This is a genomic window from Haloferax denitrificans ATCC 35960, assembly GCF_000337795.1.
GTDB lineage: Archaea > Halobacteriota > Halobacteria > Halobacteriales > Haloferacaceae > Haloferax > Haloferax denitrificans.
On record NZ_AOLP01000009.1, the window covers coordinates 336,203 to 355,204 of the forward strand.

Annotated in this window: 20 protein-coding genes; 11 read left to right on the plus strand and 9 right to left on the minus strand. The window is 67.3% G+C overall.

What is annotated here, in order from left to right; translation table 11 throughout:
• The 3 genes from C438_RS08800 to C438_RS08810 form a co-directional block, all read right to left on the minus strand.
• Positions 1–786, minus strand: coding sequence for an SDR family oxidoreductase (locus C438_RS08800; protein WP_004969007.1), 786 nt, complete (start codon positions 784–786; stop codon positions 1–3).
• 133 nt (positions 787–919) lie between these two features.
• On the minus strand, positions 920–1,414 hold the full coding sequence (locus tag C438_RS08805; protein ID WP_004969008.1) for a Tfx family DNA-binding protein: 495 nt from the start codon (positions 1,412–1,414) through the stop codon (positions 920–922).
• Positions 1,415–1,490: 76 nt separating this feature from the next.
• Positions 1,491–1,955, minus strand: a complete 465-nt coding sequence (locus tag C438_RS08810; protein WP_004969009.1) for a TRAM domain-containing protein — start codon at positions 1,953–1,955, stop codon at positions 1,491–1,493.
• Between the two features lie 90 nt (positions 1,956–2,045).
• Here C438_RS08810 and C438_RS08815 point away from each other — a divergent pair, with 90 nt between their 5' ends.
• Positions 2,046–2,732, plus strand: a complete 687-nt coding sequence (locus C438_RS08815) for a hypothetical protein (RefSeq protein WP_004969010.1) — start codon at positions 2,046–2,048, stop codon at positions 2,730–2,732.
• A 90-nt stretch (positions 2,733–2,822) separates the two neighbouring features.
• Here C438_RS08815 and C438_RS08820 read toward each other — a convergent pair whose 3' ends face one another.
• Positions 2,823–3,818, minus strand: coding sequence for a radical SAM protein (locus C438_RS08820; protein WP_049917897.1), 996 nt, complete (start codon positions 3,816–3,818; stop codon positions 2,823–2,825).
• A 108-nt stretch (positions 3,819–3,926) separates the two neighbouring features.
• On the opposite strand from C438_RS08820, the gene C438_RS08825 reads away from it, so the two are divergent.
• Both C438_RS08825 and C438_RS08830 read left to right on the plus strand, forming a co-directional pair.
• On the plus strand, positions 3,927–5,816 hold the full coding sequence (locus tag C438_RS08825) for a PAS domain S-box protein (protein WP_049917899.1): 1,890 nt from the start codon (positions 3,927–3,929) through the stop codon (positions 5,814–5,816).
• A 126-nt stretch (positions 5,817–5,942) separates the two neighbouring features.
• Positions 5,943–7,076, plus strand: coding sequence for a DUF373 family protein (locus C438_RS08830; protein ID WP_004969013.1), 1,134 nt, complete (start codon positions 5,943–5,945; stop codon positions 7,074–7,076).
• A gap of 78 nt (positions 7,077–7,154) precedes the next feature.
• On the opposite strand, the gene C438_RS08835 is transcribed toward C438_RS08830, so the two are convergent.
• The 4 genes from C438_RS08835 to C438_RS08850 form a co-directional block, all read right to left on the minus strand.
• Positions 7,155–7,997, minus strand: a complete 843-nt coding sequence (locus C438_RS08835) for a polyprenyl synthetase family protein (protein WP_004969014.1) — start codon at positions 7,995–7,997, stop codon at positions 7,155–7,157.
• Between the two features lie 222 nt (positions 7,998–8,219).
• The gene (locus C438_RS08840; protein WP_004969015.1) at positions 8,220–9,173 is read right to left on the minus strand and encodes an electron transfer flavoprotein subunit alpha/FixB family protein; all 954 of its coding nucleotides are present in this window, start codon (positions 9,171–9,173) and stop codon (positions 8,220–8,222) included.
• A complete protein-coding gene (locus C438_RS08845) occupies positions 9,170–9,967 on the minus strand; it encodes an electron transfer flavoprotein subunit beta/FixA family protein (RefSeq protein WP_004969016.1) in 798 nt (265 codons plus the stop codon). The genes C438_RS08840 and C438_RS08845 overlap by 4 nt, the downstream gene beginning before the upstream one ends.
• Before the next feature lie 85 nt (positions 9,968–10,052).
• On the minus strand, positions 10,053–11,207 hold the full coding sequence (locus C438_RS08850; RefSeq protein WP_004969017.1) for a helix-turn-helix transcriptional regulator: 1,155 nt from the start codon (positions 11,205–11,207) through the stop codon (positions 10,053–10,055).
• A 145-nt stretch (positions 11,208–11,352) separates the two neighbouring features.
• Here C438_RS08850 and C438_RS08855 point away from each other — a divergent pair, with 145 nt between their 5' ends.
• Positions 11,353–12,744 carry a DUF7094 domain-containing protein gene (locus C438_RS08855; RefSeq protein ID WP_004969018.1) on the plus strand — a complete coding sequence of 464 codons (1,392 nt, stop codon included), beginning with the start codon at positions 11,353–11,355 and terminating at the stop codon, positions 12,742–12,744.
• Between the two features lie 39 nt (positions 12,745–12,783).
• Positions 12,784–13,266 (plus strand): type IV pilin, encoded by a 483-nt coding sequence (locus tag C438_RS08860; RefSeq protein ID WP_049917901.1) that lies wholly within the window; start codon positions 12,784–12,786, stop codon positions 13,264–13,266.
• A gap of 51 nt (positions 13,267–13,317) precedes the next feature.
• Here C438_RS08860 and C438_RS08865 read toward each other — a convergent pair whose 3' ends face one another.
• A complete protein-coding gene (locus tag C438_RS08865; RefSeq protein WP_004969020.1) occupies positions 13,318–13,941 on the minus strand; it encodes a methyltransferase domain-containing protein in 624 nt (207 codons plus the stop codon).
• 155 nt (positions 13,942–14,096) lie between these two features.
• On the opposite strand from C438_RS08865, the gene ahaH reads away from it, so the two are divergent.
• The 6 genes from ahaH to C438_RS08895 all read left to right on the plus strand — a co-directional run bounded on the left by ahaH (position 14,097) and on the right by C438_RS08895 (position 19,002).
• Positions 14,097–14,429, plus strand: coding sequence for an ATP synthase archaeal subunit H (gene ahaH / locus C438_RS08870; protein ID WP_004969021.1), 333 nt, complete (start codon positions 14,097–14,099; stop codon positions 14,427–14,429).
• On the plus strand, positions 14,416–16,605 hold the full coding sequence (locus C438_RS08875; RefSeq protein WP_049917903.1) for a V-type ATP synthase subunit I: 2,190 nt from the start codon (positions 14,416–14,418) through the stop codon (positions 16,603–16,605). The genes ahaH and C438_RS08875 overlap by 14 nt, the downstream gene beginning before the upstream one ends.
• 173 nt (positions 16,606–16,778) lie before the next feature.
• Positions 16,779–17,036 carry a F0F1 ATP synthase subunit C gene (locus C438_RS08880; RefSeq protein WP_007275011.1) on the plus strand — a complete coding sequence of 86 codons (258 nt, stop codon included), beginning with the start codon at positions 16,779–16,781 and terminating at the stop codon, positions 17,034–17,036.
• A 21-nt stretch (positions 17,037–17,057) separates the two neighbouring features.
• Complete coding sequence (locus C438_RS08885) at positions 17,058–17,642, plus strand: V-type ATP synthase subunit E (protein ID WP_004969024.1); 585 nt, start codon at positions 17,058–17,060, stop codon at positions 17,640–17,642.
• Positions 17,639–18,685: a V-type ATP synthase subunit C gene (locus C438_RS08890; protein WP_004969025.1), complete on the plus strand. Its 1,047-nt coding sequence runs from the start codon at positions 17,639–17,641 to the stop codon at positions 18,683–18,685. The genes C438_RS08885 and C438_RS08890 overlap by 4 nt, the downstream gene beginning before the upstream one ends.
• Positions 18,682–19,002, plus strand: a complete 321-nt coding sequence (locus C438_RS08895) for a V-type ATP synthase subunit F (RefSeq protein WP_004044608.1) — start codon at positions 18,682–18,684, stop codon at positions 19,000–19,002. The genes C438_RS08890 and C438_RS08895 overlap by 4 nt, the downstream gene beginning before the upstream one ends.

Genomic DNA, 19,002 nt, shown 5'->3' on the forward strand with positions numbered 1-19,002 from the left:
TCAGGCGCTCCGCAGTCGCCCGCCGTCGACCGGAACGCACGCCCCGGTGACGAAACTCGCGCGGTCGCTGGCGAGGAACGCGACCACGTCGCCGAGTTCCCGCGGGTCGCCCACGCGGCCCAGCGGAATCCCGTCGGACCACGAGTTCAGCCCCTCCTCGTAGGTGTCGTGGTCGCCGCGCTCGACGGCCGCCTCGACCAGTTCCTCGATGCGGCTCGTCTCGTGTGCGCCCGGCAGTACCGCGTTCACTCGCACGCTCGGCGCGAGTTCCCGCGACAGCGACTTCACGAGGCCGATGACGCCGCGGCGGACCGCGTTCGAGAGGATGAGGTCGTCGATGACCTCCCTGACAGAGGTGGAGGTGATGCAGGTAATCGTCCCCGCGTCGCTCGCTTCGAGATGCGGTCGCGCCGCCCGCACGGTCCAGACGGCGCTCATGACGAGCATGTCGAACGCGCCGTACCACTCCTGTTCGGTCAGGTCGGCGAACCCGCCCGGCGGCACGCCGCCGGCCGAGGTGACGACGTGGTCGACGCCGCCGAACTCCTCGACGGCCGCCTCGACGAGCGCCTCGACGTCTCCCTTGCTCGTGATGTCGGTCTCGACGCCGAGCACGTCGCCGTCGAGGTCGCCCAGTTCCGATTCGGTCGCCGCGAGGCGCTCGGGGTCGCGCCCGCAGACGACGACGTTCGCTCCTTCGTCGGCCAGCGCCGCGGCGCTCGCGCGCCCGAGGCCGGCCGAACTCGCCGTGACGACGACCGTGTCGCCGTCGAGTCCGAGGTCCATGCGAGAGGCGACGGCCGCCGCGAGCAAAAGCGTGGGCCTCGCGGCACGACGTGTGGCGAACCGAGGTTATCGGGTTCGCTTTCGTTTCGGGGCGCGATGGTCGGGACGGACGCCGCGGAACGCGGACGCGGGTTCAGACGCCGTCGGCGTGTCGGCGGACCCGGACGCGCCCGTCGCTCGTGACGCCGACGAAGAGCTGTTCTCGAACCTCGCGTCCCTCGACCGCGTCGCCGGCGGCGTCGGAGACGATTTTCATCAGGTCCGGCGCGGTCTGGTTCACCTTCACGCCCGAGGCGTCGCAGGCGTCGTACACCTGCTTGGGCACGTCGTAGAGGTCGCTTCCGGCGGGGACCTCGACGCGGACCGGCGCGGTGAGCGCGTCGACGAACGTCACCGTCTCGCGGGCCTTCTCGACGTTGGTGCGGGCGCTCGCCTCGATGCTGGAGACGTTCGCGCGCGAGGTGCCGAGGAAGTCGGCGATGGTCGACTGTCGGACCCCACGCTCGCGCAGTGCGAGCACCTCGGCTTGCCGCCGGGTGAGTACGCTCGTCTCCGGGTCGAACCCCGCCCTGTCGAGGAGTTGGTCTACGTCGGGGACCGTCTCGTCGTCGCGTCCGGCGTCGCTCATACCTCGGGGTTGGGCTCGGGGGTGAAAAAAGATACAGCAGGCTGACTGTCCACGGGACGCCGCCGACGCGTCGGCGTTACTCGCCCCAGAAGTTGTCTCGGCTCCCGAGCGCCTCGGGGCGCTTCGGGCCGTCGCGACCGCTCCCCGTCGATTTGGCGTCTGCCTCGGGCGCTTCGCCCGCCTCGCTCTCCTCGGCGTCGGGGTCCAGCGGCAGGCGCTCGACGATTTTCTTCGCGCGGGCGTGGCTCCCTTTCACCTGATCGATGCGGACGACGGCGCGCGCGTCCGGGAGGAGCCCGTCGACGAAGACGATAAATCCGTCTTCGGTCCGACCGACGCCGGCACCGCTCTCGTGGATGTCCTCGACGGTGACGATGACCTCCTCGCCCGGCTTGACCGGCTGTTGTTTGAGCTCGGAGATGGGTCGCTCGTAGTGGTCGCACCACTCCGCGCCCCCCCGGTCGCTGTAGTACTGACACCCCATGCCCGCGATTCGTTCTGAGAAGCTCGGGCAGTCGTCCGCGAGTGGACAGTCGGACATGCCGGGAGGTACACTAGGGGCACTCTAAACGCTTGCGGGTAGCCCGTCGCCCGCCGAAACGCTTTCCGTCGCGCGCTCGAACCCCGCGGTATGGCAGAACGCGTCCCCGAGTTCGCACTCCTCATCGGCGTCTTCCTCGGCCTCTCTGCGACCGTCTCCGCGGCGGTCCTCTCGGGGGCGCTGTTTCGCCCGCTTCTCTTCGGTGCCGTCGTCTGTTACCCCTTCGCCGCCTTCGGCGTCCTCCGGTCGGACGACCCCTCGGAGGCGTTGCCACCCCGGGTCGTTCTCGGCCTCGGCGCGGTCATCGGACTCCTGACCGCGGCGACCGCCGTCCTCGAACGCGCGACGGTCGAGCCGCTCGACGGGCTGTTCGCCGCCGTCGTGGTGTCGCTTCCCCCCGTCGCCTACGCGGTCCGCTTCGGCGCGGACGTGAACCCGCTTTCCCCGGTCGCGTCGCTCGCCTGCTGTGCGGTCGGCGGCGCGGCGTTCCTCGCGCTCGCGCCCCGCCTCGGGACGACGAGCGCGCTCCTCGGATTCGTCCTCGGACTCTCGGGGGCGCTCTACGCCGACGCCCGCGGCTTTCGACCGACCCATCGCCAACAGCGCGCCGGCGTCGCCGCGGGCGTGTTCGTCGGCGTCGCGGTCGCGGGCATCGGCGTCGCAATGCGTCTCCCTCTCGGACCGACCGCGGCCGCGGCCGTCGTCGCGGCGCTCACGCCGAGTCTGTTCGTCGCGCTCACGAGAACCCGGACACCGAACCGCCGCTATCGGTCGTGACGCTCGCGTGAACACCCGAATCGAAAAAGACTGAACTCGGGCAAGCGGCGTCCGCTCACTCCGCAAAAATCTGGACCAAAAAGACTGAATTTAGGCCAACGGCGTCCGCTCGACCACAGTACCGTCGTAGGTCGGGTACTGCTCGACGATTTCGCCGTCGTCGACGTCACCGTCTTCGATCATCTCTTCGAGGAGCCACCACGCGACCTCGACGTGGTTCGACTTGATGCTGTAGAACTCGTCGGGGACGCCGAGTTCGATGAAGCGCTCGGCGGGCGTGTAGGTCTTGCCGTAGACGAGCGTGCCGTCGTCGGTCACCTCGTCGAACGGGCGGCGGAGGTTGCGGGCCATGCGCTTCAGGCGGTTTCTGTGCTGGGCGGCGTCCTTGAACACGGAGGTACAGAAGTAGACGCGCTCGTGGTCGCCCATCTCGTCGAGGATGGCCTCCTTCGAGCCGTCGACAGCCGACATGTGGCCGTCCTGCAGTTCGTAGCCCTTCTCCTGCATCCGGCGGTAGTTGCCGTCGGACATCTCGAACTCGTTGATGTTGCAGAACTCCGCGGCCCCCTCGTCGAGGAACTCGAGGAACTCCCGCTCGGCGCGGATGCCCGGAATCTCGAACGCCGGGGTGAGGCCCTCCTCGCGGGCGATGTAGAGGATGTCCTCCCACTCGGTGCCGTGCATGTCGCCCCAGAGTTCGAGCGGCGGGTGGAAGCGAATCTCGTCGAGGCCGGCCTCCGCGAGGCGACGCATGTTCTCGCGGCCGCCCGGGATACCGGTGTAGAGGTGGATGTGGTGGTCCTCGCCGAACTCGTCTTTGAGAAGCGAGATGTACCGACAGGTCTTGTCGAGCGCCTCCTGCGGTTCGCCGCCGGTGATAGAAGAGCCGAGCGCGTCCATGCGCTTTGCCTCCTCGATGACGTCCGCGTCGGACTCGACTTTCCGCTCGTTCGCGTACACGTCCGTGACGTTCTTGCGATTCTCGCCGAGCGGGCAGTAGAAACAATCGCGCTGGTCGCAGTACCCGTAGACGAACAGCACCATCTTTCCGCCCATGGCGCACTGTTCGCATCCCTTCGAGATCATTCGATTACGGATGTCTACTTGGCGCATCGTCAAAAGGCGTCCGACTTCGGTCGATTGCCTGCGCGTTCCGCCGGTATGATTATTATTGTATGTGACTGACAATACGCTATGTCTCTCGGTTCCGTCGTTCGTGCTGAGCCCCCGGTGCGGGTTCTCCTCGTCGACGACGACCCCGAGACCGCCGCGAACACGGTATCGGCGCTCGACGAATGCGACAGCCTCGACGTCACGGCGGTCGCCGACCCGACCGCGGCGCTCGACGCGCACGCCGAGTCGCCGTTCGACTGTATCGTCACCGAGTTCGAGTTCGACGGCACCGCCGGCCTCGACACGCTCCTCCGCGTCCGCGAGTCGCCGAACCCGCCACCGGTGATTCTGTACACGCGGCTCGACTCCGAGGACGTGGTCGCCGAGGCGTTCGCCGCCGGGGTCTCCGACGTGGTCGACAAGCGGCCGGCCGACGCGCAGACCGCGGTGCTCGCCCACCGCGTCTCGAACGCGGTCGTCGCGGCCCGCCAGTCGACCGAACTCGGCGAACTGCACGCGTGGCTCCGGCTCATCGCCGACCAGTCGCTCGTCGGCCTGTACGTGATACGCGACGGCCGGGTCGAGTTCGTCAACGAGTACCTCTCGAACCTGCTCGGCTACGACACGGACGAGGTGGTCGGTCGACCCATCACCGACTTCGTCGTCGAGGAAGACCGCGCCATCGTCGACGAGAGCCTGCGAAACAGGTCCCACGGGAGCGTCGAATCGATGTCGTACACCGTCCGCGTCCGCAACTACGACGGCGAGCTGACCGCGCTGGAAATCACCGGCCAGCGGACGACGGTCGACGGCGAGCCGGTCGTCGTCGGGACCGCGATGGACGTCACGGCTCGACTGGAGTCCGAACGACTCCTCAGGCGCTCCGAGCGCCTCACCAGACAGATAATCTCGTCGCTCCCGGACATGGTGTTCATCTCGGAGCCGACCGAGCTCGACGTCGTCTACATCAACGACCAGTTCGAAGACGCCTGGGGTCGCGACGTGTCGCCCCTCTACGACGACCCGAGTTCGTTCCTCGACCTCATCCACGTCGACGACCGCGACCAACTGCGGCGGGCTGTCGACGAGATGTTCGCCGACATCCGAGACGGTTCCGTCGACGACCAGTACGAGTTCGAGTTCCGGTTCGTTCCCGAGGGGAGCGGAACCATCCGCTGGGCCACCGCCCGCGCGGTCCCGCTTCTCGACGAGAACGGCGACGTGACGAACATCCTCGGCGTGATTTCCGACCTCACGGAACGCATCAGCCACGAACGCGAACTCGCCCAGCAGAACGCCCGGCTCGACGCCTTCGCCCGCGTCCTCTCCCACGACATCCGCGGGCCGCTGGCGGTCGCACAGGGCCGACTCGAACTCGCCCGCGAACTCGACGACGACTCCCATCTCGACCACGTCGAGCGCGCCCACCGGCGCATCACCGACGTGGTCGAAGACGTCCTCTCTCTCGCCCGCGACGAGCACTCCGTCCTCGACGCGTCGACGGTCTCGCTGGCGGACTCCGCGGCCACGGCATGGGACATGTGTTCGTCGAACGCAGGCGACGTGCGCTGTGAAATCGGCGAGCTCCCCGTCGTCGACGCCGACGAGAGCCGGACGACGCGCCTCTTCGAGAACCTGTTTCGGAACGCGCTCCAGCACGCTCGGAACGACCGCGCCGACGCGACCGACCGCGGCGACGACTCCGAGCTCGTGATTCGCGTCGGCGCGCTCCCGTCGCGCCGCGGCTTCTTCGTCGAGGACAACGGTCCGGGCATCCCGTCGTCGATACGCGACCGCGTCTTCGACTCGGGCTTTTCGACGAAAGGCGGCGACGGAACCGGCCTCGGCCTCGACATCGTCCGCCAGATAGTCGACTCTCACGGCTGGATAATCCGCGTCGCCGACGGCGCGGCCGGCGCGCGCTTCGAGGTGCTTTTCGACCCCGTCGGGGAAGCCGGCGCGACCGTGTGACCGGCGGCGCACAGACGGACCGCGACCGCGCCGCGGGGATGCCCGCTTCTCCGCGAGACCGACGGACCGCGCCACCGCGGCCGCGCCCCCGAAAGCAGATATATCCCCGTGGCATAGGAGTCAACGATGCTCTTGGTCCTCTGTGTCGACCTCGACGACGACCTCGGCCGCAAGACGGGACTGTCGACGCCCGTCGTCGGCCGACAGCGCGTCGAGGACGCCGCGGTGGCGCTGGCCACCGCGGACCCGGAGGACTCCGACGTGAACGTCCTCTTTCAGGGCATTCAGGTCCACGACGAACTGCTCGAATCGGAGGACGAAGAAGTCGAGGTCGCGGCGGTCACCGGGTTGGAAGGGAGCGACGTGAAGGCGAACCGCGCCATCGGCGACGAGATAGACACCGTCCTCGCGAGCCTCTCGACCGGCGAGCCAGTCCACGCCATCGTCATCACCGACGGCGCACAGGACGAGTCCGTCCTCCCGGTCATCCGTTCGCGCGTCCCCATCGACGGGGTCCGCCGGGTCGTCGTCAGGCAAGCCCAGAACCTCGAATCGATGTACTACACGATGAAGCAGGTGCTCGCCGACCCCGAGACCCGCGGGACCATCCTCGTCCCGCTCGGCATCCTGCTTCTCATCTACCCCTTCGTCACCATCGCCAGCTTCTTCGACGTGCCCGGCGCGGTCGTCCTCGGCCTCATCTCGGCGTTGCTCGGGCTGTACACGCTGTTCCGCGGTCTCGGCCTCGAATCGGCCGTCGACGAGGCGGCCAACCGCGCGCGGAACGTCCTCTACGCCGGCCGCGTCACCATCATCACCTACGTCGCCGCCGCCGCGCTCCTCGTCGTCGGCGGCGTCCGCGGGGCGGAACTCCTCGAAACCGTCTCGGACAGCGTCGCGGGCGACCCCGCGCCGGGGCTCGTCCTCGCCACGCTCGTCCACGGCGCGGTCGAGTGGTTCGCCGCCGCCGGCATCACGAGCAGTCTCGGACAGGTGACAGACGAGTACCTCCACGACCGCTTCAAGTGGCGGTATCTCAACGCGCCGTTCTACGTGTTCGCCATCGCCATCGTGCTGTACGCGCTGTCCGGTTTCTTCCTTCCGGAGGGCGTCGCCGGGGTCCGGAAGTTCTACCTCCCCGGCCTCGCCGTCGCGCTCACGGTCGGCACGCTCCTCGGCGTGCTGAGCACGCTGACGTTCGCGGTGGCCGAGTCCCGGTATCCGACCGGCTCCGACGGCGAAAGCGAGCAACCGGCGTAATCAGTCGCGGGCGGTCGCGCCGCTCGGTGTGTTCTGTGGGTTTTCTGCGTCGTCAGTTCGGAACTCGAACCAGACTCGTCAGCTCTCGCGGACGATGACGAACTCCGCGAGGTCGCGGAGATACTCCAGCGGCTCGGAGTCCTCGACGCCCGAGGCGTCGAGGGCCGAAAGCGCCTCGTCGGCCTGCTGGCGGGCCCGGCGGTTCGCCTCCTCGGGGGTCAGGTCCGTCACCTGCACGAGCGACGGCCGGCCCATCTCGGCGTCCTGCCCCGTCGGCTTGCCGAGTTCTTCCGCGTCCGCGGTGGCGTCGAGCACGTCGTCGCGAATCTGGAAGGCGACGCCGACGCGGGCCGCGTAGTCGCCGAACGCCTCGACGACGTGGGCGTCGCCGCCCGCGGCGACCGCGCCGAGTTCGGCCGCGGCGCGGAACAGCGCGCCCGTCTTTCGGTGGGCGAGTTGCATGTACTCGGCCTCGTTGGAGGGGACCGCGACCAGTTCGGTCGCCTCGCCCTCGCCGAGTTCGACCATCGACTCGGCGACGATGCGGGTGGCGCGGTCGGACGACGACAGGAGGGCGAACGCCTCGCCGAGCAGGCCGTCGGAGGCGATGATGGCCGGCCCGTAGCCGTACTCGGCCCACGCGCTCGGCGTGCCGCGGCGGATGTCGGACCGGTCGATGATGTCGTCGACGACGAGCGAGGCGTTGTGGACGAGTTCGACGCCGACCGCGAAGTCGACGGCGTCCTCGGGGGTGCCACCGACGGCCTCGCAGGCGAGGATGGTCACGGCGGGGCGGACGCGCTTGCCCCCCGCGAGAGCGACGTGGTCGAGTTGGTCGGCGAGTTCCGACGGCTCGACCGCCGAGACGACCTCCTCGAGGCGGTCGTTTACCATCGTGACCCGGCGCTCCAGGTATTCCATTGTCGGTTCGTAGGGTTGGGTAGGGAAGTACGTACCGGATTTGGAGAAACCGAGAGCGGGAGCGGTCGTTCGCGGCCGTTTCTGACCGAAAATAGAGGACGTGATTCCCGCTGTGCGGTGCCTAGTCAGTGACCTCGCGCGCGAGGATGAGCAGTTGCGTCCCGCCGAACTGCTGTTCGACTCGTTCGACCCGAAAAATCTGGACCAAAAACCGCTGGGCGCTTACTCGAACTGCTCGATAAGCTCCGGCACCACATCGAAGAGGTCGCCGACGATGCCGTAGTCGGCGATGTCGAAGATGGGCGCGTCGGGGTCGGTGTTGATGGCGACGATGTTCTCGGCACCTTTCATCCCGGCGACGTGCTGAACGGCCCCGGAGATGCCGATTGCGATGTAGAACTTCGGCGTGACGACCTTCCCGGACTGGCCGACCTGCCGGTCCTTCGGGAGCCAGCCGTTGTCGACGATGGGCCGCGACGACGACAGCGTCGCGCCGAGCGCGTCGGCGAGCCTTTCGACGAGTTCGATGTTCTCTTCTTCTTCGATGCCGCGGCCGACGGAGACGAGCACGTCGGCGTCGGTGATGTCCACGTCGCCGCTTCCGACCTCCTCGAAGCCGGTCACGCGCGAGCGCACCTGAGACTCGTCGAGGTCGAACGAGAACGCCTCGACGGCGGGCTCGCCCGGCTCCTCGGCGGCGTCCCACTCGCCGGGGCGGACGGTGACCGCGGCGCGGTCGGCGTCGACCTCGACGGTCGATTCGACCTTCGAGGCGTACATCTCGCGGGTGACGACGAGGCCGCCGTCGTTCTCAAGCCCGATGGCGTCGGTCACGAGCGGGAGGTCGAGGCGCTCTGCGACCGCGGGGGCGTAGTCGAGGCCGTTGACCGTGTTGCCCATGAGGACGTACGTGGGGTCGAGTGCCTCGTACAGGGCCGCGACGGCCTGCACGGACACGTCGTGGTTGAACTCGTCGCCCTCGGCGACGGTGTGAATCGCGTCCACGCCGGCGAGCGAGAGTTCTTCGGCGAAGGCGTCCACGTCGCCGCCGACGACCGCGAGGTGGAGGTCGCCGCCGGTGTCGCCGACGAGGTCGGCCCCGGCGGTCACGAGTTCGAACGACACGTCGCGGAGGCTCCCGCGGCGGTGCTCGACGACGGCGAGCACGTCGCTCATTGCGCGCCCACCCCCTTCTCGCGGAGGACGGTCGCAAGTTCGGCGGCCTGCTCCCCGGCGTCGCCCTCGAAGTAGGTCGCGTCGGACTCGGTCTCCGGCTCGTACACGTCGGTCAGGACGAGGTCGGACTCGACCGCCGCGGCGTCGAGGCCGAGGTCGGAGAGCGCAAGCGGCTTGATTTCCTTCGACTGAGCCTGTCGAATCCCGCGCAGGCTCGCGTAGCGCGGCTCGTTGATACCCGTCTGGATGGTGAGCACCGCGGGGAGGTCCACCTCGGTGAGCTCCTCCACGCCGCCTTCGAGTTCGCGGCGGACGTTCGCCACGCCGCCCTCGGCGTCGAGGTCGAGCGCGTTCACGACCGCGGCCCACTCGAAGCCGATGGCCGAGGCGAGCGAGACGCCGGTCGCGCCGAAGCTGTCGTCGTTCGCCTGCACGCCCGTCAGGACGAGGTCGGGGTCCTCGTCCTCGACGACCGCCGAGAGGAGGCGCGTCTTCGCGCCCACGTCGAGCAGGTCCACGCCGTCGAGCGCGTCGTCCCACACGCGGACCGCGCGGTCGACCCCCTTGGCGAGCGCCATGCGGATGGTCTCTTCGGACCGCTCGGGGCCGATGGTGACGGCGACGACCTCCACGTCGTCGTCGCTCTCCTCGGCGATTTGGACGGCTTCCTCGACCGCGTACTCGTCCCACTCGTTGAGGTCGTAGTCGAGGTACCGTTCCGCCACGCGGAGCCCGTCGAGCTCGAAGTCTTCTTCGACCTCGGCGACCTCCTTGACGGTTACGAGAATTTTCATCAACGTTCACTACCGACCGGGGCAAATAAACGTTTTCGCACCGCGGCCACCGGCGCCCCCGTCGTCCGATTACACCTCGTCTTCGTCACGCCTCGTCTTCGTCCTCGTCGGGCAGTGAGATGAGGTTCTCACGGCCGAGGCGGAGCTTTTCGACGCGCCCCTCGTCGGCCATCGCCGACAGGAGCTGTGAGACCTTGGCGTCGGACCAGCCGGTCTCCTTGACGATGTTCGCCTGCTTCATCCGCCCGCCGCTCCGCTCCAAGAGGAGTTCGACCCGCTCTTCGTCCGAGAGCAGGTCGAGGTCGACGTCGTCGGGCTCTTCGGCGGGCGCGGGCTCGTCGTCGGTCGGCTCCTGTGCCGACTCCTGTCGCGGCTCGGGCGGCGTCGTCGCTGTCGACGTTCCGTCGGGAGTCCCCCTGCCCGGTTCCCGCCGAGTGAACAGGACGACGCCCGCCACGAGCACCGCGAGGACGACCGCACCGCCGCCGACGAGCGTCCACGGAATCGCGCTGTCCGTGCCCGTCGAGACGTACGTGACGGTCAACTGGTCGATCGATTCGAAGGTCCGCGGCCCCTCGACGACGACGGCGTTGTTTTCGAGCGGCAGGTTCGTGTCGCTGACGGCGTAGCCCGGCGGCGTCTGAATCGTGAGGTTCTGATTCGACCGAAGCGACGTGAGCCACGTCTCGTCGTCACCGGCCGACAGCGCGTCGCCGAGGCGCAGTCCCTCGTCGGTCTGTTCGAGGAAGTTGGTCCACGTGAACGTCAACACGAGGACGCCGGTCCCGTTTTCGACGTAGCCCGTCGTCGTCGCGTTCTGAACCGTCATCGACCGGCCGGTCTGCTCGGCGGCCGTCTGACTGATGCGTCCGAAGAACGCCGCGTCTGGACCGGTGTCGGCGGTCCCCTGCTCGTACTCCTGTGCGTACTCTTCGAACGCCGCGGTCTCGTTTTGCGTGTCGAGCTCGTAGCGCATCTCGACCCGCCAGTCCGCAGAGCGGTCGGCACGCAGTTGAATCGATATCTCCGTCTGCGGCGACCGGTCGAGATTCGTCTGCTGGGCGACGAGCGACGAGCGACCGAGACTGGGTATTTCTTCCGCGCCCGCGCGCGAGCCGGCGTCTCCGACGACCGTGTCCGCGCTCTGCGTGCCGGCAGCAGCCGCGTCTGTGGCCGCCACCGGCGCTGTGACGCCGGCGACGATGGTGAGGAGGGCGACGATGAGGGCGGCGCTCCGCATACGTAAATCCGTTTCATCCGGCGATGAAAACGCTTTCCATCGATTCAACAGTGTCAGACGCCGTCGAGATGCGTCCCTCGATGTCGGCGACGGCGACCGCGTCAAGAGGGTCATTTTAGTACTGCCCCCGTGTACCCTCACGGCGATGAAAGCCCTCCCGCTCGTCGTCGTCATGCTTCTCGTGGCGTCGCCGGTGCTCGGCGCGGCCGGTCCCGCCGACGGGTCGACCCACTCGATGGCTCCCGATGAAGCGGAGCCCGCACAGGTCGAGTCGCCGTCCAACGAGACGATTCACGTCCTCGACATTCCGTCGTCGGAGCTGGCCCGGGCGACGGTCGAGGCCCATCACGTCGACCTCGGCCCGTCCCTCGATTTCTCCGCCCTCGGGGCCGGCGGCCGGATTCAGACGGGCGCGTCAATCGAGCGCATCGAGTCCGCGACCGACGACAGCACCCGGCAACAGCTCATCCTCGACGAGCTCAACACCATCGAACAGCGGGCGATTGCGCTCCAGAGCGCACAGCGCTCCGCCATCGAGCGGTTCAACGCTGACGACATCACCGCGCGAGACCTCCTCATCGAACTCGCGCGAATCGACGCCGAGGCGCGGGCGCTCGACGACCGGCGGGTCGCCCTCCGCGAAATCACGAGCGAGACGCCGGACTTCTCGATTAGCTCCGGGCGGCTCGCGGCGCTCGAACGCGAACTCGACACGTTCACCGGCCCCGTTCGGACGCACGCCGTCTCGGTCGTGACCGGCCAGTCCGACGCCGCGCGGTTCTCCGTGCGGACGAGCGAGACCGGGTTCGTCCTCAGCGTCGTCGCCGACGGCGAGTACGTCCGCGAGGCCTACCGCGCCGACCTCCGCAACCGCGACCGGAACACGGTCTCCTACGAGGAGGCGCTCGACATCGTCGCGGAGAACTACCCGACGATATACTCGAACCGCGCCGCGCAGAACGGGACCAACGTCATCAGTGCCGGCGACAGTCACCGCGTGCAGATCAACTACCGGGACGGGCAGTTGACCGCGTACGTCGACTCCGGAACCGGGCGAGTGTTCAAGGAGTCCCAGACGCGCCCCCTCGAATCGATTGCGACCCGCGACAGCGCGAGCGGGGTCAGAGACGGGCTGGCGCTCAGCGTCGACCGGACCTACCCCGGTGGACCGCTTCGCATCCAGTTGAACGAAAGCGAAACGGGCGACCCGGTAGACGCGAACGTCACGATCGGCCTCGAAGCCAGCCAGGAGAGCACGCTCTTGGGTCACACCGGTTCGGACGGGACTATCTGGACCGTCTCGCCGTCGGCGTCCTACACCGTCACGGTCATCAGAGGTAACTCGGCGGTCGTGCTCACCACCTCGCCGACGCCCATGCCCTACCTCGCGGGGAACGCGACCGCCGCGGAAAACGACACGTCTCCGACGGTCACGTCGACGCCGACCGAGTCGACCGGAACCGGGTCGACCGAGTCGGCCGATTCCGTCTCGACGGTCTCGCAGGCCGGCCCGCCCGCCCCGCCCGGCGGCGGCTGACCGGAGCTTCTTATCCGATGACGGGGCCACCCCGTCTCGATGCCTCGCCAGTTCCGCACCTCGACTCGCGGCTCGTCCGTGCTCCTCGGGAGCGTGCTCCTCGTCGGTCTCGTGGTCGTCGTCGCGGCCGCCGTCGGCGCGGCGGCGTTCGACGCGGCCGACTCCGCGCCGTCACCGACGCGACCGACGGCGCTGTCGCTGTCCGTCTCGGGTGACACGCTGTCGCTGGTTCACGAGGGCGGCGCGCCGCTGGACGTGGATTCGCTCGCGGTTCGAATCTCGGTTGACGGAGCGCCGCTCGCGCACCAACCGCCCGTGCCGTTCTTCTCGGCCAGCGGCTTCCGACCCGGGCCGACCGGCCCGTTCAACGCCGCCGCCGACTCACGGTGGACCGTCGGCGAGACGGCGACGCTCGAACTCGCGGGGACGAACGACCCGGACATCGTGCCGGGTGCGACGGTGACCGTTCGCGTCTTCGACGGCGACACGCCGGTCGCGACGCTCGAAGCGAGAGCGTCGTAAATCGGCCGCGGCGAAAACGAGCGTCCGAGTCGACCTCGGCGCGGTTGGGGCTTACTCCTCCGGCACGCGCGCGATAGTCACGATGGCCCGCGGGCTACCGGGTTGGCGCTGGAGGATGTGGTGTTCGATGTCGACGAAGCCGGCGGCCTCGAACATCCGGTCGGCCTCCTCCTCGTCGTAGAACAGCATGATGGCGTCCGCCAGCTTCTGGAAGACGCCGGACTTCGGGTCGTCGGGGCCGACGACGAGCACCTTGTTCCCCGGTTTCACCACGCGGCGGAACTCCTCGAGCGCGGTGACCGGGTTCGGCCAGTACTCGATGGAGCCGGACGACCAGATGACGTCGAAGGCGTCGTCCGCGAAGGGGAGCCGCTCGGCGTCCCCGCGGTAGAACCGGACCTCGTCGTTCTTGCCGAACTTCTCCCACGCCTTCTGCATCTGGTGGATGCTCTGGTCGAGGCCGTGGACGTCGTCGGTGTAGCGGAGCAGTCCCTCGGTTCCGAAGCCGGTGCCACAGCCCACGTCGAGGACGCGGTCGCCCTGCTGGATGTCGAGCATCTCCAGCGCCTCGTCGCGCATCTCCTCGTTCCAGATGAACGGGTTCACCCGGTCGTACACCTTCGAGAGGTACTTGTAGAACAGGCGGGCCCGCGCTTTGTTTTCGAGGACTCCCATCGCGCCGGGATTAGGACTCGCCGATGATAACGGTGCGGATTCGCCGCGCCGGTCGGCGTTCGAGGGGGGTGAATCGCGGCGTTCCCCGAGCGACTGTCACAGACTTTCCGCAAACACCTTATACAGCGCTTGTGCAACGTTCCTGTGATACGAGTATGCCGAGACAAGAGGTTCTCGAACGAATCAAAACGGCCGAGCAGGAGGCCGACGACATCGTTGAAGAGGCCGAGGCCGAACGTGAGGAGCTCGTCGCGGAGGCGCGTGAGGAAGCCGATGAGATTCGCTCCGAGGCCGAAGAAGAGGCCGCAGAGCTCGAATCCGAGCGTCTACAGGAGGGACGCACGGAGATAGAGACGGAGCGGGAACGCATCCTCGAAGAAGGCGAGGACGCCCGCGACGAACTGGTTGCCGAGGCGGAAGACCACATCGACGACGCGGTCGAGTTCGCCATCGGCAAATTCGAGGAGGCGGTGGATGCTCAGACCTGAGCAGATGAGCAAGGTCTCGGTGACCGGTTCCAGGGGCGTCATGCCCGAGGTCATCGAGGCCGTCCACGACCTCCGACTGCTGCACGTCACCGAATACGACGGCTCGTGGCAGGAGGAGTTCGGATTCGAGACGGGGTCGCCCATCGAAGGCGCCGAAAGCGCCTCCGATAAGCTCGTCACCGTCCGCTCGCTCAAGAGCATCCTCGGGGTCGAAGACACCGACTCCGGCCGACAGCGCATCGTCCCCGACGACGCGCTCGGCGAGCCCCTCGAAGAGATCCAAGCCGAGGTCAACGAACTGGACGACCGCCGCGCCGAGCTCGAAAACGAGCTTCGCGCGGTGGACGAAGAAATCGACGCGATGGAGCCGTTCGTCGACCTCGGACTCGACCTCGACCTGCTTTCGGGGTACGAGACCCTGCAGGTCGTCGTCGGACAGGGGAAGGTCGACCCCGTCGAGCGCGCCGTCGTCGACGCCGACGACATCAGCGCCTACGAGATCTTCTCGGGCGAGCGCACGCACGCCGTCTTCGGTCGACCGGTCGATGGCGCCGACGAGATGGCGCTCGCCGACGCGCTGGTCGGCGTCGAGTTCGCCACGCTCGAAGTCCCGGACGCCTCGGGAAGCCCCGAAGAGCACATCCGCGACCTCGAACAGCAGAAACGCGAAGTCGAGTCGAAGCTCGAGACCGTCGAGTCCGAGCTCCACGACATCGCCGTCGAGGAGGGCGAGTTCCTCCTCGCCGCCGAAGAGCGCCTCGCAATCGACGTCCAGAAGACGGAAGCGCCGCTTTCGTTCGCGACGACGGAGAACGCCTTCGTCGCCGAGGGCTGGATTCCCAGCGAGCGCTACAACACGTTTGCCGGAACGCTCAAAGACGAGGTCGGCGAGCACGTCGCCGTCGAAGAGCTCGAACGCGCCGAGTTCTCGCGTGACGGGCACGACCACGCGCGCGAGGACGTCGCCGAGAGCGGCGGTACGGTCGCCGCCACCGACGGCGGCACGGTCTCGATGGCCAACGACGACCCGCCGGTCGTCCAGAAGAACAGCGGCGCGGTCAAGCCGTTCGAACTCCTCGTGCAGGCGGTCAACCGCCCGAGCTACTACGAGTTCGACCCGACCATCATCCTGTTCCTGACGTTCCCGACGTTCTTCGGGTTCATGATCGGTGACTTCGGGTACGGTGTCATCTACACCGCCATCGGCTTCTTCCTCTACTCGAAGTTCGACGACGGCGCGCTCAAGAGCATGGGTGGCGTCACCATCGCCGCGGGGCTGTTCACGACGTTGTTCGGCATCCTCTACGGCGAGATATTCGGCTTCCACCTCATCACCCAGTACTTCTGGGAAGGCATGCTCGGGCTGTCGCACCCGCCCATCGAGAAGGGACTGTCGCCGGCCACCGCTGAGTGGGCCCTCGGTTGGCTCACCGTGAGCGTCGCCGTCGGTATCATCCACGTCAACGTGGGCTACGTTTTCGACTTCTTCGAGAACTACCAGCTCCACGGTCCGAAGGACGCGGTCCTCGAAAGCGGTTCGTGGATCCTCATGCTGAACGGCCTGTGGATCTGGATCTTCAGCGACGCGCTCGGTGGCGTGCCGCCGGAGTTCCTGTTCACCACGTTCGCGGCTGACGGGCTCATCCCGCTCGGCTTCTCCGGCTTCTCGTTCATCGTCGGCTGGGGTGGCTTCGGGCTGTACATCCTCGGCGCGGTGCTCCTCGGGATGGGCGAACTGGCCGAACTCGTCGAGTTCGCCGCCCCGCTTTCGAACGTCCTGTCGTACACGCGTCTCGGCGCGGTCCTCATCGCGAAGGCGTCGATGGCGTTCGCCGTCAACCTGCTCGTCTTCGGCGTGTTCGTCACGGGCGAAGGGAGCGAGGCGGAGTGGCACTTCGGCCTCGGCCACATGTACCACGTCGGTGACATGTACCACGGCCACGAGGTGACCGACGTCCTGTTCGGCGGCATCTTCCACTCGGGTGCCGCGGGCGTCGTGGGCGGACTGCTCGTCCTCGTCGTCGGTCACTTGGTCGTCCTCGCGCTCGGCGTCACGAGCGCCGGCCTGCAGGCCGTGCGTCTCGAGTACGTCGAGTTCTTCAACAAGTTCTTCGAGGGCGGCGGCCGCGCGTACAACCCGTTCGGCTACGACCGCGAGTTCACGACCGAAGACTAACGCTCGTCGCCGATTCTTTTTTGACTATTGTCCGCTCGGAGCGACTGCTTTTGCAATGACGACGATTCCGCCGTCGTAGACAGACCGCTCCAGACGTTTTGGGAACCTTTATGATACGGCTGACGCCACATGCAGACGTTCGGAGACGACAATCCGGTACTCAGGAACACACAATGATTGAAGCAATCGAACCCCTCATGACTGCACTGCAGAGTGAAGCCGCTTCCTCGCCCGCTATCACCGCCGACGCCGCGGCGGCCCTCTCCGTCGGTATCGCCGCCTTCGCCGCAGGCTACGCGGAGCGTGGCATCGGTTCCGCCGCGATGGGTGCCATCGCGGAAGACGAGGACCTCTTCGTCAACGGGCTGGTCCTTACGGTTCTCCCCGAGACCCTCGTTATCCTCGCACTGGTCGTTGTCTTCGCGGCCTAAGCACCCCCTCTCTTTCCCATTATGAGTTTGGACAACGTCGTTGAGGACATCCGAGACGAAGCCCGCGCACGCGCAGAGGACATCAGGCAGGACGGCCAGGAACAGGCAGACGACATCGTCGCCGAGGCCGAGGCCGACGCCGAAGAACTCCTCGAATCGCGGAAGGCGGACGTCGAGCAACAGCTCGAACGGGAGCGCGAACAGGCGCTCTCCAGCGCGAAGCTCGAAGCCAAGCAGGCTCGACTCAGCGCCCGTCGTGACGTGCTCCAGCGCGTCCGCGAGCAGGTCGAACACGAACTCGCCGAGCTGGAAGGCGACCGCCGCGAGGAGCTGACCCGCTCGCTTCTCGACGCGGCGTCGGTCGAGTTCGAAGACGAAGACGAGGTCTTCGTCCACGGCCGCGCCGACGACGAGGAGTTGCTTTCGAGCATCCTCGAAGACTACGACGGCTACGAGTTCGCCGGCGAGCGCGACTGCCTCGGTGGCGTCGTGGTCGAGGGCTCGAACTCGCGCGTCCGGGTGAACAACACCTTCGACTCGGTCCTCGACACAGTCTGGGAGGACAACCTGAAGGAAGTGAGTGCGCGACTGTTCGACGACCAATGAGCACTACAGGCGGCTCGAATCCCGAATACGTCATCGCTCGTGTTCGAGCGCGACGTAGTGCCCTGTTCGGCGACGAGGAGTACCGCAAACTGGTCCGCATGGGACCGGCCGAAATCGCTCGGTTCATGGAGGAATCGGAGTACGAGACCGAGGTCAACGCGCTCGGGAGCCGTTTTTCCGGCGTCGACCTCATCGAGTACGCGCTGAACCGGAATCTGGCGAAGCAGTTCAACGATATCCTCGACTGGGCAGACGGCCGCCTCTACGACCTCATCGCGCGGTACCTTCGCAAGTTCGACGCGTGGAACGTGAAGACGATTATCCGCGGCGTCTACTCCGGCGCGCCACGGGATGAGGTCGAATCCGACCTCATCCGTGCCGGCGAGTTCGACGACCGACTCATCTCGCGGCTTCTCGACGCGGGCGAGATGGAGGAGGTCGTCGACCTCCTCTCCGGTACCATCTTCGGAGACGGCCTCGCGGCCGCCTACGAGGAGTTCGAGGACGTCGGCGTCCTCGTCCCGCTGGAGAACGCGGTCGACCGCGCCTTCTACGAGCAGTTGCTCGACGGCCTGGTCGTCGGCGAAGAGGCAAAGCAGTACCGCGAGTTCCTCGAAGCCGAAATCGACTTCCGAAACGCCCGCAACGCGCTCCGCATCGCCCGAAGCGGTGCCGACCTCGACCCCGTCGACTACTTCATCGAGGGCGGCACGCTGTTCCGCGCGTCGGAGCTCGCGTCGCTGGCGGCCAGTCCGGACGAACTGGTGTCGAAGATTCGTGACAGCCGGTACGGCGACCGCCTCTCGACGGCCCTTTCGGACCTCGAAGAGGCCGACAGCCTCATCGGCTTCGAGCGCGCCCTCGACGCGGCGCTCTTGGAGTACGCGGACACGCTCGGTTACGTGTTCCCGCTTTCTGTCACGCCAATCGTCTCGTACATCCTCGCCAAGGAGCGCGAGGTCGACAACATCCGGGCCATCGCCCGCGGCCGCGAAGCCGGGCTGGACCCCGATGCAATAGAAGCGGAGCTGGTCATCCTATGAGCCAGGAAATCGCAGTTATCGGCAGTCCGGACTTCACCACGGGATTCCGGCTTGCGGGCGTCCGCAAGTTCGAGAACGTCCCGGACGAAGCGAAGGACGACGAACTCGACGAGGCCGTGACGCGGACGCTGGAGGACGAGGACGTCGGCATCATCGTGATGCACGAAGACGACCTCGACCACCTCTCGCGCAACGCGCGGCAGTCGGTCGAGCGAAGCATCGAGCCGACGCTCGTGACGCTCGGCGGTTCCGGCGGCGCGAGCGGCCTCCGTGACCAGATCAAGAGAGCAATCGGTATCGATCTGATGGACGAATAA